A 15,602-nucleotide genomic window follows, 5' to 3' on the forward strand; every position below is an offset into this window, starting at 1 on the left:
GTTATAATGACAAATAAGTTAACTGATTAATTATTTTGGTTAACATTTGAATTTTAATTAACGTGTCGAACTGGGGGGAATTTATGTATAAGCTGCGTGGTCATCATATTTTTTGTCTTCTGGGCTATCGGGGAATGGGCTATTCCAAAGAATACGTTGAAAATATGACTAAATTGCATCAAACATTGAGAGAAAACCCTAAGACGTGGATTCAGCTTGTAAGGGGACCAGATAAGTTGTGTGAAAAGTACCCCAACTCAGGTGAATACCACTGCCAAGACAACAATATTTATGAAAGAGATTCCAATATCTTAGATAAATTAGGGCTTAAAGTCGGACAAGTTCTGAGTTGGGAGGACATTGAGTCACACATCCGACAGTATGTCGTACCCGCCGATATTAAAAATGTGTGTGAAACTTGTTCCTGGCGTTTATACGGGGTTTGTGAGGAAGGTATTCAAGAGATTCTTGAAGGGAAGGGCTTAAGGGAAGTTAAATAAGTCCTCCCTTTTATATTGGCTATGTTAAAGCTCATTGTTGTATTAAGAACTATGTTGATTGGAGCTGAAGGCGTGAGACTCCTGCAGGAAAGCGAGTCAAAGGGAGACCCCGCAGGCGCACTGCGCCGAGGAGGCTCCCGGACCGCCCGCGGAAAGCGATCGCCTCTCGCTGCAATCAACAGGCAAGTTTAACAGCTCCTATTAATTAAAAAAACATAAATCATAATCATTTCGTTTTATATTGACAGAAGATTCGAAACATAGTATATTCATAAAAGTATAAATAGTAATTGTTACGATTTACACCTATTATTATAATGGAAAAGGAGATCTTTTATTTATGAAAAAGGAACTTATCAAATCAATATTTGTGTTTTTCTTATTAGGTATAGTCCTTACAGGCTGTCAAGAAAAAGTAGATACACCTGTCGAACATGCTTCCTCAGATTCTAAATCTACTTCTTCTGAATCTACAGGAGGTACCAATCATAGCCATAATCATAGCCATAATCATAACCATAATCACGATGATGAAAAGCAGAAAGAAATATATTCAGGGATATTTGAGGATGACGAAGTTGAAGATAGGGAATTATCAGATTGGGAAGGAGATTGGCAATCAGTCTATCCATACTTATTAGATGGAACTTTAGATAAGGTCTTACAGAAAAAAGTAGAAACAAACAAAGATAAAACCTTTAAAGAATACAAAGACTATTATAAAGTTGGGTATGAAACAGACATTAATCGAATCGTTATAAAAGATAATATGATGACATTTTATAAAAATGGAGAAGGAAAAGTAGGAGAATACAAGTATCATGGATACGAAATTTTGACTTATGAATCCGGAAATAGAGGCGTTCGGTATTTATTTGATTTAGTTGGGGAAGTAGATGGAGTACCAAAACATGTTCAATTCAGTGATCATAGTATTTATCCAACAAAAGCAGAACATTACCATATTTATTTGGGAGATGAAGATCATGACACTCTTTTAAATGAATTAGACAATTGGCCAACTTATTATTTTTCTAATCTAAGTGGAGAAGAAATTGTAGAAGAAATGAATGCCCATTAAGATTTATCGTTATTTTCCTCTTTTAGTTCGATAGAATAAAATACAGCTTTAGAAAAAAGCAATATTAACAGTTTCTCTCAAATACATATGTAACAGCAAATGAAGAAACGTCATTTTAAAAAAGTTTGATTAAAATGGCGTTTTTTTTATTATATTTGATCAATTTTAATATCGATCTCAACTTAAAATGGTAATTTTTTTCAATTCCTCTTGGGATTCTTCCTCATACAGATAGGTAAGGGTTTGAATAATTTAAGGGCACGACAAACGTATATCATAGGCTTCAATTCTAAGCAATAGAGTTCGTTAACTGGTTAAGGGTGTGTTATCCTTTTTTGGGAAAGGGATGATGATGAAATGGTTAAGGAAATTCAACTAAATGATACGAAAATCAAAATCACACAATATGAAGAGAAAAAAGAAAAAAACGGAATTCGAATTTCGGTAACTTTTTATGTTACAAGTGACGACTACCATGACATAACAACACTTCTTTATAAAGGAACATTTGATGTAATAGTACCTGAGAAACATCTTGAGTTCCGCGGAACGATCCAAGAATATTCAACATCTATTACAAATCTATACGAAAAAGGACAAATTGGCGAATTTAAACTGACTTTAAAAGAAGGAACAAAATAGAAAAGGGGAATTTCATTTTATGAAATTAAGCATTTTAGATCAATCTCCTATTTCAACTAATCAAGCGGCACACGATGCACTACAGGAATCAATGAAACTTGCAAGAATAGGGGAGACATTAGGATATTCACGTTATTGGATTGCTGAACATCATGCATTGCCAGGGCTTGCATGCTCCGCACCCGAGGTGATGTTAGGTTATATTGGAGCAAACACAAAAAATATACGAATTGGCTCTGGGGCGGTTTTATTGCCATATTATAAGCCATATAAAGTGGCAGAAACCTATAACTTGTTATCCACTCTATTTCCAAATCGGATTGATGTGGGGATCGGGAGGGCACCGGGTGGTCCTGCTGAAGCATCAAATGCATTATCAGACAACTATTTGCAAAATGTCTATAAAATTCCTGATTTGGTAAAAGAATTAATTAAATACATAGATAATGAGGAGTCCATATTACCGGCTTCTCCGTTGCCGCAAATAAGTCCTGAACTTTGGATGCTAGGAACGAGTAAAAAAAGTGCAAATTTTGCAGCGGAAAATGGTTTAGCTTATTGTTTCGGAAAATTTATGAGTGATGAAAACGGAGAAGATATCATCAAAGAATATCGTCATTCATTTCAACCAAGAAAAAAAGGCCAAAAACCTTACGTCATTATGGCTTTATCAGTAATTTGCGCAGAAACTACTCAAAAAGCAGAGGAAATTGCCTTAAGTTCGATTGTTTGGCAATTGCAAAACGAGAATAGAGAAGGGAACCAAGGTGTTCCTTCTGTCGATGAAGCAAAAGAATTTCAATTAAATCTACGTGATCAAGAGTCAATTGAAAGAATAAAAAAGAAAATGATTATAGGTAATCCGAATGAGGTAAAAAGTAAGCTTTTAAAGATTCAATCCCATGTATTAGCAGATGAAATCATGATTGTAACCATCACTTATTCACCAAGGCTTTATTTCCGCTTTTAGCCGCATCTACAATTTTCCCCGCAATAACAATATGATCCTTGAGCAAATCCGTAAGTTTGTTCCCAGCTTTCTCTCCGTATACTGGCTTTACAGAATTACCAATATCCTCCTGATTTTTCAGAAGCCTAGTCAGTACCTGTTTTTGATCCTTCGCTCCTGCTGTTGTTGCACTTGTAATATAATTACTTGTCCACAATACATGATCCATCCAAAGTCTCCTGAATTTATTTTCGAACTTAACCTCAGATTGGCTAATGGGTTGTACCTGCGGTTTAGCATAGGCACTGGATGTTCCAACCACCATGTTTAGCGGAAATAACAAAATAAATCCTATCAACAATAATTTCTTCATAAAACCTTCTCCTTCCAAGGTTAAAAATGTCCTTTTTAGTATTGATATATGGGATCTTTTTACTCTTATAAATGGTTCTACTTACCTTCTTGATCTGTAAATAAGTGTCTTTAAATGAAAGAGCAAAAGAGTAGTGATCATTAAAATAACGGGTGTAAAGCTTCAACTGCTGGCGGCTGTTTTTATTGAGCTAACGGATGCTTATCAACATAATTGATCTTCCACAACCGGGCTCATATAAAGGTCCATTCAATGGAATATGGTTTATTCCTTTGAACGGGCTTTGGTTGTATTTTATAAAAATTGGACAAACTGAAATGTGTTCTTCAAAGTAATCATGTATACTTAATTTACGCAATGAATTTTCTAAATTATTAATTTATTATTGGAGGAAATATGAAACTAGGTGCATTCTCAGTAAGTTTAAGTGTAAAAGACATTAACAAATCAAAATCATTTTACGAGAATCTAGGATTTCAAGTGTTTGGAGGGGATATTACCCAAAATTGGCTCATTATGAAGAATGAAAGTTGCATAATCGGTCTGTTCCAAGGAATGTTTGAAAAGAATATTCTTACTTTTAATCCAGGTTGGAATGAAAATGCCGAAAATCTCAATTCATTTACGGACATTAGGGATATTCAGAAACAACTTAAAGCAAAAGGAATTAAAATGCTGTCTGAAGCGGATGAAACAAGCGAAGGTCCTGCAAGTTTTACAATTGAAGATCCTGATGGTAATCCGATTCTTGTAGATCAACACAGATAAAATAAAGGATGGACTGGGAACATAAAATTAATCTTCAATTATTAAAGAATCTATTTGATACTGAATGGGTTCTTTTATTTTGCCCTCATAATGATGGGCTACTTAATTTTCAAGCCAACCCTTATGGATGTACCAACAACTATAATATTTATTCAAGAAAAGGGAGTATTTCTTAAATAAGAACTTCACTTCTTGTGTTAAGCAAAAATCAATAACTTCTTAATTATACAACCAATCTTTTTATGCATACTCATTGATTGAAGAACATTTGTTCTGTTATAATTATCCTATAAACATAAAATGAGAACGGGTCGAAAACTAACAACCATCCATTCTGTATACTCAAACCGTTCAGGCCATCGCGGATAAGTATGTGGCGAATCGTGAAACCATTCGAACACTGTGAAAAAAAGATAAAAAAGCAAATTCCCCTTGGCGAAGAAAGTCATATTTTTTGTAACAATCGGGTACTTTTCTGAACCTCTTGGGTTATGTGACTGTTTAAACGAAGAGTATATAAATGAACATGATGTAGGGGAAAATACTTTTCTACTTCTAAATAATTTTGTGTTACTTTTTCAAAAGAAAAGGAAATTAGGAATTCTTTGTGGAATGGAATGTAGTAAAGTGAAAGCAAAAAGGAGAAGCATATGTGCCGAAACATTAGAACCTTATTTAATTTCGATCCACCAGCTACCGATGAAGAGATTCACGCAGCATCTCTTCAGTACGTCAGAAAGATAACGGGCTATAACAAACCTTCAAAGGCGAACGAGGAGGCATTTTTTCATGCAGTCAATGAGATAGCATTGGTTTCTAGGAACTTATTGAATACACTGGAAACGAGTGCTGAACCTCGCAATCGTGAGGTCGAAGCTGAGAGAGCTCGTGCTAGAGCAGCTAAAAGGTTTGGAACGAATGAGTGAGGACTAAAGAATAGAGTTAAAGAATTGAAAGCGAAAAAGAAAGAACATTATATGACATAAAGGAGTATTTAAATGAACAACTATTCAACAACCACTTTAACAATGATAAGAAATTTTGATGTAGCACCTGAAAAAGTTTTTGACGCATGGTTGAACAGTGAGATGATGAGAAAATGGTTCTTTACATTGGAAGGGACGAATAAAGTGGCACAAAATAATCCTCAAGTAGGTGGCACTTGGGAAATTGTTGACCATCGAGGTGGAAAAGATTATCGAGCAATAGGGGAATATCTTGAAATTGATCCTCCAACAAAATTAGTGTTTACATTTAAAATGCCACAATTCAGCGAAACAGAAGATACGATTACTGTGGAGCTAAAAGAACTTCAACAAGGCACTGAAATGACATTTTCACAAATCATCATCGTTCCTCATGAAGAAAATTGGACAGAATCTGATATTGAAAAAGCTCTTGGAGAGTATCACGATGGATCTGAACATGGGTGGAATTTAATGTTCATGGGACTTAAGGAATTAGTTGAGACAGGGAAGATTAGCTATACAGGCTAAAATAGATGAAAGTAGTGTCAGTGTACTAGAAGTTGACAAACGGGTAGCGTTTCTACAATATGTGGAGACGCTTTTTTATTAACTGGTTTATTTCGGAATAATAGTTTTTGATTTAATCTTAAAGAATTTTGGTAGAGGTGATTTTCGATGAAAAAATGGACAAAAGACATAGAAATAAACGCTCCAATTGAACAGGTTTGGAAGTTTCTTGATGGTTCTTTAGAAAATATGCAAGAAATTATGCCTCAAGTTGTCGAACACAAGCCTATTAAAATAACTGAAGAAGTGGTTGGGAGTATATACCGCCAAAGTTATCGAGAAGGAAAACGAGTAGAAGAGTATGATGTAGAAACATTAGAATATTCGAATGAACCTAATAAGAAAAAGTTAAAAGTCGGTTTTACTCTTGCTAATATGTTTGAAATTACCGCTTTTTATGAATTAAATAAAATAAATGATAATAAGACTTTATTAAAATATACAGTGACCAATCGCCCGTTAAAGTGGATTGTGAAATTATTTTTATTGTTTGCTACTGAAAAAGTGGTCGTTGAATTTTTAGAACGTGTCAAAAATGTAGCCGAGTCCCAAACATATAAAGGAACATTTGGTTAACGTCTTAACCGACATCAATCTCCCCCCTCTCTCGTTCGCCGATAAGAGGGGGTCTTTTTTTACAAAACAAATAAGACGTTAGTACGCCACCATTTACCATGATGGATCGCTCCTGTAGCACGCTACACTCGCCTAATCACAATGGTGGCGGAGCGAGCCTGACTTTGAAGTCCTTTCTTAATATAAATACGTATATCTGCAAAGTAGATTGTCTAGATTAGTAAGTTGCGAAGCCTTGTCCCCATGTCTGCATACAGATAAATTGAAAAAAATTGAATTATTTTCAAACCGTTTGGCAGTTTGTCTCGTTACCTATAGTATAAACAGATTTTTCTGAAAGGAGAGTAGAGGGTGTGAAGAAAAAGGTCATTTTTGTTGGGTGCATAGTATGTATGCTTGTGTTGTTAGGATTTTCAACAGTAATGGAATCTAAATGGCATCCTGCAAAGAACGATGTTGTAAAAGTATATGGACCAGGTGGACCGCTTGGACCAATGAAGGAGTTGGCAGATCGTTTTACGGATGAAACGGGGATCAAAGTCGAAGTAACTGCGGGCCCTGAAGTAAAATGGATAGATCAAGCCAAACAGGATGCTGATATTATTTACGGCGGATCTGAGTATATGTTGACGGATTTCATACTTAAACATCCGGGGATTATTAATGAAAAAACTCGTACTGAATTGTATTCGCGAGCGGCTGGAATTTTAGTTAGAAAAGGAAATCCAAAACAGATACAAACATTGGAAGATTTAACGAAAAACGGTGTGAAGATTGTAGATGTGAATGGAGCAGGGCAACTTGGTCTTTGGGAGGACTTGGCAGGAAGGAAAGGGCTTATTTCTGGGATTAGCAAGAATATTGTGATATCAGTAGAGTCGAGCGCTGAAGCTATCGAACTTTGGAAGAAGAATTCTAAATATGATGCTTGGATTACATATGAATCTTGGCATTATCGTCTAACAGATGTGACAGAACTGGTTCAGCTTCCAGATGAAGAAAAACTTTATCGAGGAACACCGATAAGTATAACAAGCAAGACGGACAATAAGAAAGAAGCTAAACAATTTATTGAATATTTAAAATCAGAAGCCTCTCATCAAGTGTTTCAAAAATGGGGCTGGAAGTGAAGGAGTGGAGTTAAATGAAGAATAAATGGATGTTTATGTTAACGATTGTTGCAAGTGTACTGTTTTTAGCAGCCTGTGGCAATGATACGAAAGATTCTGCTACGGAAGATCAAGCGGTTACTACCACAGCTGATGAGACGACACCGAGTCTGAAATTATTGGAAAATGAAAAAGTAGGAAAGTACTTGGCTGATTCGAAAGAAATGGCACTGTACTATTTTAAAAAGGATGAACAAGGAAAAAGCAGCTGTTCGGGTGAGTGTTTGGAAAATTGGCCACCGTTTTTGGAACAGGATTTTAATGTACCAGAAGGCTTTGACAAAAAAGATTTTGGAACAATTAAAAGAGAGGATACTGGTGCAGAACAGGTTACCTTCAAAGGATTCCCGCTCTACTATTTTGTAAATGATAAGCAAGTAGGCGATGTCAATGGAGAAGGTGTCAAAGATGTTTGGTATATTGTAAATAATGATACGGTTTTTCCATAATACGAAAACAAGGGGAATGATCAGACTCGTGATTGTTCCTGTTGTTCGTTTTCAAAAATTACTTGGCGAGGAGTGCAGGTGCGATTGAAAGAAAAACTTGATCAAGAATTAATGGCATTAGTAATTAAAAAGCATCGTCCTGCTCTGGAAGAACTTTATGACCGCTATATTAAATTAATCTATGGCTTCATTTTTAAATTTACTAATGGAAATGAAGAAAAAACAAAAGAGATTGTGCAGCTCGTTTTTTTAAAGCTTTGGACGACAAAAAGCAGTTTTAGCCCTGAAAAGGGGAACTTCGTGAATTGGCTGTTAACGGTTACACGGAATGTATGTGTAGATTATGTTCGTAAAGACAGTATTCATATTCAGAATAACCAACAAATTGGGATGAGTCAGTCAATTGACATAGAGGATCCGAATAATGATATCGAAAATGGACTGATTAACAGTGAAATTACGAAAGCCAAAAATAAGTTAAGCAAGCCACAAAAACGACTCATTGATTTATTATATTGGAAAGGGTATTCGCTTACGGAAATTGCTAAAATTGAAAATGAACCGATTGGAACGATTAAGAGTAGACTTCATCAGTCACTCAAGCAGTTGAAGAAGTATTTGGAAGTAGGTGATTTGTAAATGAAAAAAGAATGTGATAACCTGCTTTCATTTTTATCAGATGAATTGGAAGAAAAAGAAAAAAAGGCATTCGCAGAACATTTAATTCACTGTTCAGAATGCACCAGGGAGTATGATCAAATGACGGAAGCCTGGAATTCATTGAAGTGGGATTTTGAAGAAATGGCTCCCCCTGTTACTCTTAAATCGGAAGTGATGAATTTTGTTTTTGAGCAAAATCATGAAAAACCTGTACATAAGGTGAAGCAATGGAGCAGCTTTTTTAGCAGGCAGTTTACACCGATCACTTCAGGACTCTTTTTGGCTACTCTAGTTTTAGCGATTATCCTGTTTTATTCCAATGTACAGTTAAAAAAAGAACTGCAAGCAACCGATCTACCGGTAAAAGTTAAAACGGCATTTTTATTGCAGCCTGCCGATAAAACGGCTGTAAATATGAATACGGCCGGAGCTGCATATATCCTCGAGCAAGGTCATGAAAAAAGTTTAGTCGTACAAATTCGGAACTTACCTGCATTACAAGAGTCTGAAGTTTATCAAGTGTGGCTTTTGAATAATGGTAACCGGACGAATGGCGGCACTTTTAAGCCAGATAAAGCTGGGACAGGGTCATTGACGTACAAGCTGCCAGCAAATAATCAATTCAATCAAATTGGCATTACGAAAGAACCAGATCCAAATGGTACACAGCCGCGAGGTATAAAAATAGTTGGATCTTCTTGATCATGAGTGAAGGGTTGACTACACACTCTATACATTGTTTACTGTGTCAATTTCACAGTAACAAAATATAGTAGAGGTGGAGTTCAGCCCTTTTGTTTATTTCCTATTAGAGTGCGTCTTTAATGACCTTTTTGTAATAAAAAACAGATAGGATACCAAAAATTGAGTACAATGCGGTATAAAGGACCATCACGATAATCATCGGTGTCCAAACTTCAGAGCCAAATAAAAACCAGCCTGATTGAACGGCAAAATAGCTATGGCATAACCCGATGACTAAAGGAATTCCGAAATTAAAAATTTGTTTGGCTTGGATTCCTTTTAACAAGTCTCGCTCTGTAAACCCGAGTTTTCGTAAAATCGTGTAATTGGGTTTTTCGTCTTCACTTTCATCCATTTGTTTAAAATAAAGGATACATCCGGAGGTAATCAGAAACGTTAAGCCTAAGAAGCCAACGATAAACATTATAAGCCCCATATTTTGTTTTTGATTGTTACTCGTTTCAAGGCGAGAATCATTTTGACGATTATCACTAAATTTCATTTTTTGAAAAATCTCATTTGCTTTTTCAATCGTTGCTGTATCTTTCATAGCAATGCCGATATAAATCGTAGATTCTTTTTGAATGTCTGTATTTAGATCCTGTTTTAGACGTTCGAAAATGGTTTTGTCAACAATGGCAGTGGGTAGACCACCGTTTGTGAAATACAATGAAACAAAAGAATTTTTCTTTAGTCCGATATAGTTTTGCGGTATGTCTTCATGTTGCCCTTTCAATTCAATGGGGCCAGAGTCTTTTAAAGACATAAATTTCTGTAGCAGGTCACTATACCCGGTAAAAATAACTTCTTTAGCAGACACATCGATATCCTCTACATCTTGGTCACTAATAACAGGAATGGTCATGACGTTCGGATCAAAGTTCATTTCCTCTAGATTTGTCTCCAATATTTGCTCCATATTAACATCAACTTGAATAACATCCACGGTTTTCTCACTATACTTCATTTGATTCGCTTGTAATGCTGCTTTAAATTGTTCGGCATCTTTTTGATTCGCAAATGAAAAGTCGTTAGGGACATAGTTCTCGGCCATTTTTTCTGCAGAGTAGTAGGAAATATAGCTTAACGATAATAAACCAATCGCAAGGGCAGATACGACCGTAATAATGGTTAATAATAAGGCGTTTGATTTCATGCGAAACATAATCGATGATAGAGACAATACTTCATTGATATTTAAGTAACCGTGTTTCTGTTTGCGAATAATATTTAGAATAAACCGGACAGAACCTTTATAGATAAGATAGGTTCCGATGATGACTGATGCCAAAATAATAATCATGGCAAGAAATAGTTCAGTCATGGTTGTGAAGTCTCCACTAAATAATTTTGATGAAAGATAATAGCCGATTATGATCAAAATTATGCCTGTCATCCCGATGAACATTTCAAGAAAGGACACCTTTTTTACTTTGCCTTCTGTCATGGAAATGGTTCTAAATAAAGATAAAATGGTTTGCCTTTTAATAAATGCATAGTTCATCAACATAATAAAGCAGTAGATGACACCAAACACAACAAGTGTTTGGATGAGTGCCTGAAAAGAAAAATGAAGGGTTGCGATCGCTTCAACAGCTGTAATTTTAAATAAAATCATAATAATTAGTTTGGATACGGAAAAGCCAAGAAAAATTCCTACCATTAATGATCCGAAATAGAGGATAAAGTTTTCCATACTAAGGATGCGGAATATCTTGCTTTTCGTCATGCCGATTAATTGAAATAAGCCAATTTCTTTACTCCGCCGTTTAATGAAGATGCTATTGGCGTACAAGAGAAAGATTGAAACAATCGCGACAAGTAAGACGGAAGCTGTTCTGATAGCAGCTGCTCCTTTAATTGACCCTTTTGTTTCATCCATCGATGGGTCAAATTGCAAGGTAACAAATGCAAAATAAAGTGCGGCACTAAAGATTAAAGCAAAAACATACAGGTAATAATTTTTTAGATTCTTCTTCAGATTGCGGAAGATGAGTTCATTGATGCTCATGTTGCACCCCGCCTAATACACCTTGTGTCTTCATGATGTCATGGAAGAAGGTCTGCCTTGTTTCTTCCCCTTTATTTAGTTGTGTATAAATTTGTCCATCTTTGATAAAGACGACTCGACTGCAATAACTAGCGGCAACAGGATCATGCGTAACCATAATAATCGTTGCTTTACGTGTTTGATTTAATTTGCTTAATTTGTTTAATAAGTCGGAAGCGGATTTTGAATCGAGCGCACCAGTCGGTTCATCAGCGAAAATAATGCTCGGTTCATGAACAAAGGCTCGTGCTGCGGAGGTACGCTGTTTTTGACCACCGGAAATTTCATTGGGATATTTATCTTTCAGTTCATAAATACCTAGTTCTTTTGCAAGGGTAGCAAATTTTTGTTCAGCTTCTTTCTTCGGTGTCTTTGTAATCGATAACGGTAATAGGATATTTTCTTTGACCGTCAGTGTATCTAATAAATTGTATTCTTGAAAGATAAAACCCAAATGGTGCTTACGAAATTCGGCTAACTGTTTTTCTTTCATATTACTAATTTCTTTACCTTCGATTTTAATGGTCCCGTTACTAATTTTATCAATGGAGGATAGAACATTAAGCAAAGTCGTTTTCCCTGAACCGGATGCTCCCATAATACTTACGAATTCGCCTTGATGAATGCGAATATCAACCCCTTTTAAGACTTCTTGTTTATTAAATTTAGTACCATAGCTTTTATGGATTTTAACGGCTTCAAGAATATGCATAGTTATCCACTCCCTTTTCTTTCAATGAACTTAGTATAAAGCGCTCAAGCTTAATTTGCCTTCGATTGAGCGAACAAAGAATAAAAGCATATGACATTTTTGTCACATGCTTGTTAGCTTTACGAATTCATTTCTTTTTGGAAAGGTTAACGTAAAAGTCGTTTCAGCGAGTTCTGATATGACATATATATCAATATGTAATGGTTGAGCTGCTTTTTTGGCTAAATATAGTCCCATCCCTGTTGCTGCATGGTCTTGATGGGTAGTCGTTGTAAAGCCCCTATCGAATATACGCGGTATATCCCTAGGATCAATGCCTCGTCCGAAATTTTTTACTTCAAGAATGGTTTGCTCAGCTTGCTCATAACTTGTAATCATGATATCGGCTGCTGTACTATATTTGACTGCGTTTGTTAAGAGTTGTCTAATGATAAAAGCCAGCCATTTGGCATCACTAAGTACTTCAGTTATCTCTAATTGGATTGCAAAGCCAATCCCTTTTTGTATGCACCATGATTGTAATGTTTTAATTTCAAAGAAAATGAGCGTTTCTAAGTTCGTATTTTCTATGTATAAATCATTTTCGATGGATGGAATACGCTTTTGATGGAGCTGCTGGTCAAGTAGAAGATGGATTCGCAACCATTCATAAGTTAAATGAGTTTTCATCATTTCATTGTCTAAGCGATCAATCATTAAATGCATCGCTGTCAACGGTGTTTTTACTTCATGAATCCAAGCCAATAGTTCATCTTTCTCTTGCTCTAAAGTTAGTAGATTTTGTGAAGCTACCTGTTTTAGTAATTCGGTTTGGTTTGTCATACTATCTTCTATTATTTTTTCAAACGGACTTTCTGGATAGGCGATGCTCGTTAAATCAAGATTGTTTTCTCTATCTACTAAACTTCTATAAAATTTCGTTTCTTTATGGTAGCGAAAGATCAAAAAGATTGTAAAAAAGATCATCGATAAGAAGACAAGATAGAGGATGGGCTTAAGCGGAATTGCCGAATCAATGTAGGCGACAAAGATGATTAATAATTGTAAAAAAATAAATAAAATGATCCAGCTGCCTCTTTCTATGACATATTTTTTAATCATATATAGTTGCCTCTTCTATGGCTTTGTATCCTTGCCCAACTTTCGTTTCGATAAAGCTTCCTAAACCAATTTCATCGAGTCTTTTTCGTAAACGATTTACATTGACTGTTAGGGTGTTATCGCTGATAAAGCGCTTATCATCCCATAAGCTATTAATTAATTGCTCTCGACTTACGATCTTATTTTTCTGCTCAATCAAAAGTTTTAAAATAAAAATCTCATTCTTTGACAGTTCTATTGATCCAGCAGTAGTGGTAACCGTATTTTTCTCATAATCCACCGTTGCCCCACACCATGTTTTGAGCTCGATTTTTTCACTATTGTAATTATAGACACGACGAAGAATCGCTTGTACCTTTGCAATTAGCACATCAAAATGAAAGGGTTTTTGGATATAATCATCCGCACCAAACTGCATAGACATCACAATATCAGTCGGATGATCGCGAGAAGATAAGAAGATAATTGGAATGTTGGAATGTGATCGAATCATTCTACACCAATGAAACCCATCGAATTTTGGCAATTGAATATCAATAATAACTAAGTCAGGCTTTATATCCGTAAATTCTTGAATCACTTTACTAAAATCAGTAATCCCATAAACATCATAAGACCATTGGGCTAATCGATCTTTTATCTCATTAAATAGAGTCGTATCATCTTCAATTAACAAAAGTTTAAACAACTGGATTCACCACGCCTTTAGATTAACTTTACAATAATTGTATAATAAATAATTAGTGTTTGCTATTGTGCTATGTGTTTTTTAGGATATATATAGTAGAATTTGATGCTAATTCTTCAACATGTAAACTTGCCTACCATTGTGGAATAAGGTTGAGAAAAAGGAACATGCCATATTGATAAAAGTTACTATTATCCAGGGATCGAAAAGAAGCTATCCTTAAAGTGAATATGGATGAGTTTTTTAGGAGAAGACTATTTAAAAAAAGCCTAGTATATATATGAATGAAAATGATTTTGGAAATATATAAGGTACAAAACCAAGGGCCATGCGTAAGAAAATATTCGATTGTTTAGATCAATATTTTTGAATTCCATTATACATAGAAAAATTCATGGTGATAAAGTATAACATTGAATCTAACTAGAATTTGTAACAAAATAGATTGAAAATTTAAAAAGCATCGAATGACGGAATTAGTCATACGTGTCACCTGTGTGTTTCGTGAAAACTGAGCCCTTCAAAAGGAGAAGGTCAGGGTTCAATATGGCCGTTTTATCACACTTCTTAGAATACTTTAAATACACCTTTGTTTGCGGAACCCCTTAAGGTTTTGGTGCAAAAATCATTAGATGACATCAATAAATTACAGAGATACAGGAGAGGAATATATGAAACAAGTCATTGATAATATTCGAAACGATCAGCATTTGCTTTTTACATACGACTCACGTCCCATGACTGAAAATATGAAACGATACAGCGAGTTTTACAATCTCCCAACAGAGAACGTAAAGTACCGTTACGGATTTGAACAAGTTGCTCATGAATGGCTGTTTATCCAATCCTTTCGTCCCTTACAGGTAAAATCTCATATTCTCCTTCTTCACGGATATTATGATCATACTGGAGTGTTAAGTGCTGTCATACGTTTTTTGGTTCAACAAGGGTTTCATGTGTTGATATTTGATTTACCGGGACATGGATTGTCAACAGGAGAACGGGCAGTCGTTACGGAGTTTTCTCTCTATGCAGAAAGTATTCGTGAAGTCGTACACAGACACCTGTCCTCAAGCTCTCTTCCCGTCCATATCGTAGCTCACAGTACCGGAGCTGCTGCGGCAGTCGATTATATACTGAACAATCATGAATCGTCCCAGATTCGAAAAGTAGTTCTCATCTGTCCACTTATTCGGTCTTATCGCTGGAATGCAATCACCATCGGGATAAAACCATTAAAGGTGTTCACCCAGCAATTGAGAAGGGTGTTTCGAAACAATTCATCAGATTCGAAGTTTTTGCGCTTTGTGAAGCAGGATCCATTGCAGTATGATAAAATCCCTCTCAGTTGGCTAGAAGCATTGATGAAATGGAATGAATCCATCAAGGAAGGAACCCCTAGTCCTGTCCCTGTTCTCATCCTCCAGGGAAAAAAGGATACAACGGTGGATTGGCGATATAATGTCGTTTTCTTACTGAAGAAGTTTCCAAATATAGATGTTGAACTTATAGAGAACGGAAAACATCATTTATTAAATGAAGAAGAGCTGATGAGAGATAAGGTGTTTTCTTCTATCCATCGTTATTTAACAAGTGATGCGTAAA

17 protein-coding genes and 1 pseudogene are annotated in these 15,602 nt (G+C 35.6%); 13 read left to right on the forward strand and 5 right to left on the reverse strand.

Annotation, left to right across the window (positions count from 1 at the left end):
- Positions 1-83: 83 nt before the first annotated feature.
- The 4 genes from HNP81_RS06455 to HNP81_RS06470 all read left to right on the forward strand — a co-directional run bounded on the left by HNP81_RS06455 (position 84) and on the right by HNP81_RS06470 (position 3,193).
- On the forward strand, positions 84-500 hold the full coding sequence (locus HNP81_RS06455; RefSeq protein ID WP_182502001.1) for a DUF1284 domain-containing protein: 417 nt from the start codon (positions 84-86) through the stop codon (positions 498-500).
- A 340-nt stretch (positions 501-840) separates the two neighbouring features.
- Positions 841-1,581, forward strand: a complete 741-nt coding sequence (locus tag HNP81_RS06460; protein ID WP_182502002.1) for a metal-binding protein ZinT — start codon at positions 841-843, stop codon at positions 1,579-1,581.
- Positions 1,582-1,938: 357 nt separating this feature from the next.
- On the forward strand, positions 1,939-2,223 hold the full coding sequence (locus HNP81_RS06465; protein WP_182502003.1) for a DUF3219 family protein: 285 nt from the start codon (positions 1,939-1,941) through the stop codon (positions 2,221-2,223).
- A 19-nt stretch (positions 2,224-2,242) separates the two neighbouring features.
- Positions 2,243-3,193 carry an LLM class flavin-dependent oxidoreductase gene (locus tag HNP81_RS06470; RefSeq protein WP_182502004.1) on the forward strand — a complete coding sequence of 317 codons (951 nt, stop codon included), beginning with the start codon at positions 2,243-2,245 and terminating at the stop codon, positions 3,191-3,193.
- On the opposite strand, the pseudogene HNP81_RS06475 reads toward HNP81_RS06470, so the two are convergent.
- Positions 3,162-3,545: pseudogene (locus HNP81_RS06475) on the reverse strand (glycosyltransferase); the annotation flags it as partial. The gene HNP81_RS06470 and the pseudogene HNP81_RS06475 sit on opposite strands and share 32 nt — an antisense overlap.
- A gap of 396 nt (positions 3,546-3,941) precedes the next feature.
- Between HNP81_RS06475 and HNP81_RS06480 the strand changes: the two are divergent.
- From HNP81_RS06480 to HNP81_RS06515, 8 genes are all read left to right on the forward strand, one after another.
- Complete coding sequence (locus HNP81_RS06480) at positions 3,942-4,313, forward strand: VOC family protein (protein ID WP_028392470.1); 372 nt, start codon at positions 3,942-3,944, stop codon at positions 4,311-4,313.
- Positions 4,314-4,963: 650 nt separating this feature from the next.
- Complete coding sequence (locus HNP81_RS06485) at positions 4,964-5,239, forward strand: DUF2277 domain-containing protein (protein ID WP_028392469.1); 276 nt, start codon at positions 4,964-4,966, stop codon at positions 5,237-5,239.
- Positions 5,240-5,311: 72 nt separating this feature from the next.
- Positions 5,312-5,809: an SRPBCC family protein gene (locus HNP81_RS06490; RefSeq protein ID WP_182502005.1), complete on the forward strand. Its 498-nt coding sequence runs from the start codon at positions 5,312-5,314 to the stop codon at positions 5,807-5,809.
- A 147-nt stretch (positions 5,810-5,956) separates the two neighbouring features.
- Complete coding sequence (locus HNP81_RS06495; protein ID WP_182502006.1) at positions 5,957-6,424, forward strand: SRPBCC family protein; 468 nt, start codon at positions 5,957-5,959, stop codon at positions 6,422-6,424.
- A 392-nt stretch (positions 6,425-6,816) separates the two neighbouring features.
- Complete coding sequence (locus tag HNP81_RS06500; RefSeq protein WP_182502186.1) at positions 6,817-7,554, forward strand: extracellular solute-binding protein; 738 nt, start codon at positions 6,817-6,819, stop codon at positions 7,552-7,554.
- Positions 7,555-7,568: 14 nt separating this feature from the next.
- On the forward strand, positions 7,569-8,042 hold the full coding sequence (locus HNP81_RS06505) for a COG4315 family predicted lipoprotein (protein ID WP_028392465.1): 474 nt from the start codon (positions 7,569-7,571) through the stop codon (positions 8,040-8,042).
- 84 nt (positions 8,043-8,126) lie between these two features.
- A complete protein-coding gene (locus HNP81_RS06510) occupies positions 8,127-8,681 on the forward strand; it encodes an RNA polymerase sigma factor (protein ID WP_182502007.1) in 555 nt (184 codons plus the stop codon).
- Entirely contained in the window at positions 8,682-9,404 is a 723-nt protein-coding gene (locus tag HNP81_RS06515) for an anti-sigma factor (protein WP_182502008.1), read from the forward strand.
- 106 nt (positions 9,405-9,510) lie between these two features.
- On the opposite strand, the gene HNP81_RS06520 is transcribed toward HNP81_RS06515, so the two are convergent.
- The 4 genes from HNP81_RS06520 to HNP81_RS06535 form a co-directional block, all read right to left on the reverse strand.
- Positions 9,511-11,457 carry an FtsX-like permease family protein gene (locus HNP81_RS06520; protein WP_182502009.1) on the reverse strand — a complete coding sequence of 649 codons (1,947 nt, stop codon included), beginning with the start codon at positions 11,455-11,457 and terminating at the stop codon, positions 9,511-9,513.
- Complete coding sequence (locus tag HNP81_RS06525; protein ID WP_182502010.1) at positions 11,444-12,208, reverse strand: ABC transporter ATP-binding protein; 765 nt, start codon at positions 12,206-12,208, stop codon at positions 11,444-11,446. The genes HNP81_RS06520 and HNP81_RS06525 overlap by 14 nt, the downstream gene beginning before the upstream one ends.
- 102 nt (positions 12,209-12,310) lie before the next feature.
- Positions 12,311-13,309, reverse strand: a complete 999-nt coding sequence (locus HNP81_RS06530; RefSeq protein ID WP_182502011.1) for a sensor histidine kinase — start codon at positions 13,307-13,309, stop codon at positions 12,311-12,313.
- Positions 13,302-13,997, reverse strand: coding sequence for a response regulator transcription factor (locus HNP81_RS06535; RefSeq protein WP_182502012.1), 696 nt, complete (start codon positions 13,995-13,997; stop codon positions 13,302-13,304). Before HNP81_RS06535 ends, HNP81_RS06530 begins: the two co-directional genes overlap by 8 nt.
- 671 nt (positions 13,998-14,668) lie before the next feature.
- Here HNP81_RS06535 and HNP81_RS06540 point away from each other — a divergent pair.
- Positions 14,669-15,601: an alpha/beta hydrolase gene (locus tag HNP81_RS06540; RefSeq protein ID WP_182502013.1), complete on the forward strand. Its 933-nt coding sequence runs from the start codon at positions 14,669-14,671 to the stop codon at positions 15,599-15,601.
- The last annotated feature ends 1 nt before the right edge of the window (position 15,602 follow it).

The sequence above is a fragment of the Peribacillus huizhouensis genome (assembly GCF_014138605.1).
GTDB lineage: Bacteria > Bacillota > Bacilli > Bacillales > DSM-1321 > Peribacillus > Peribacillus huizhouensis.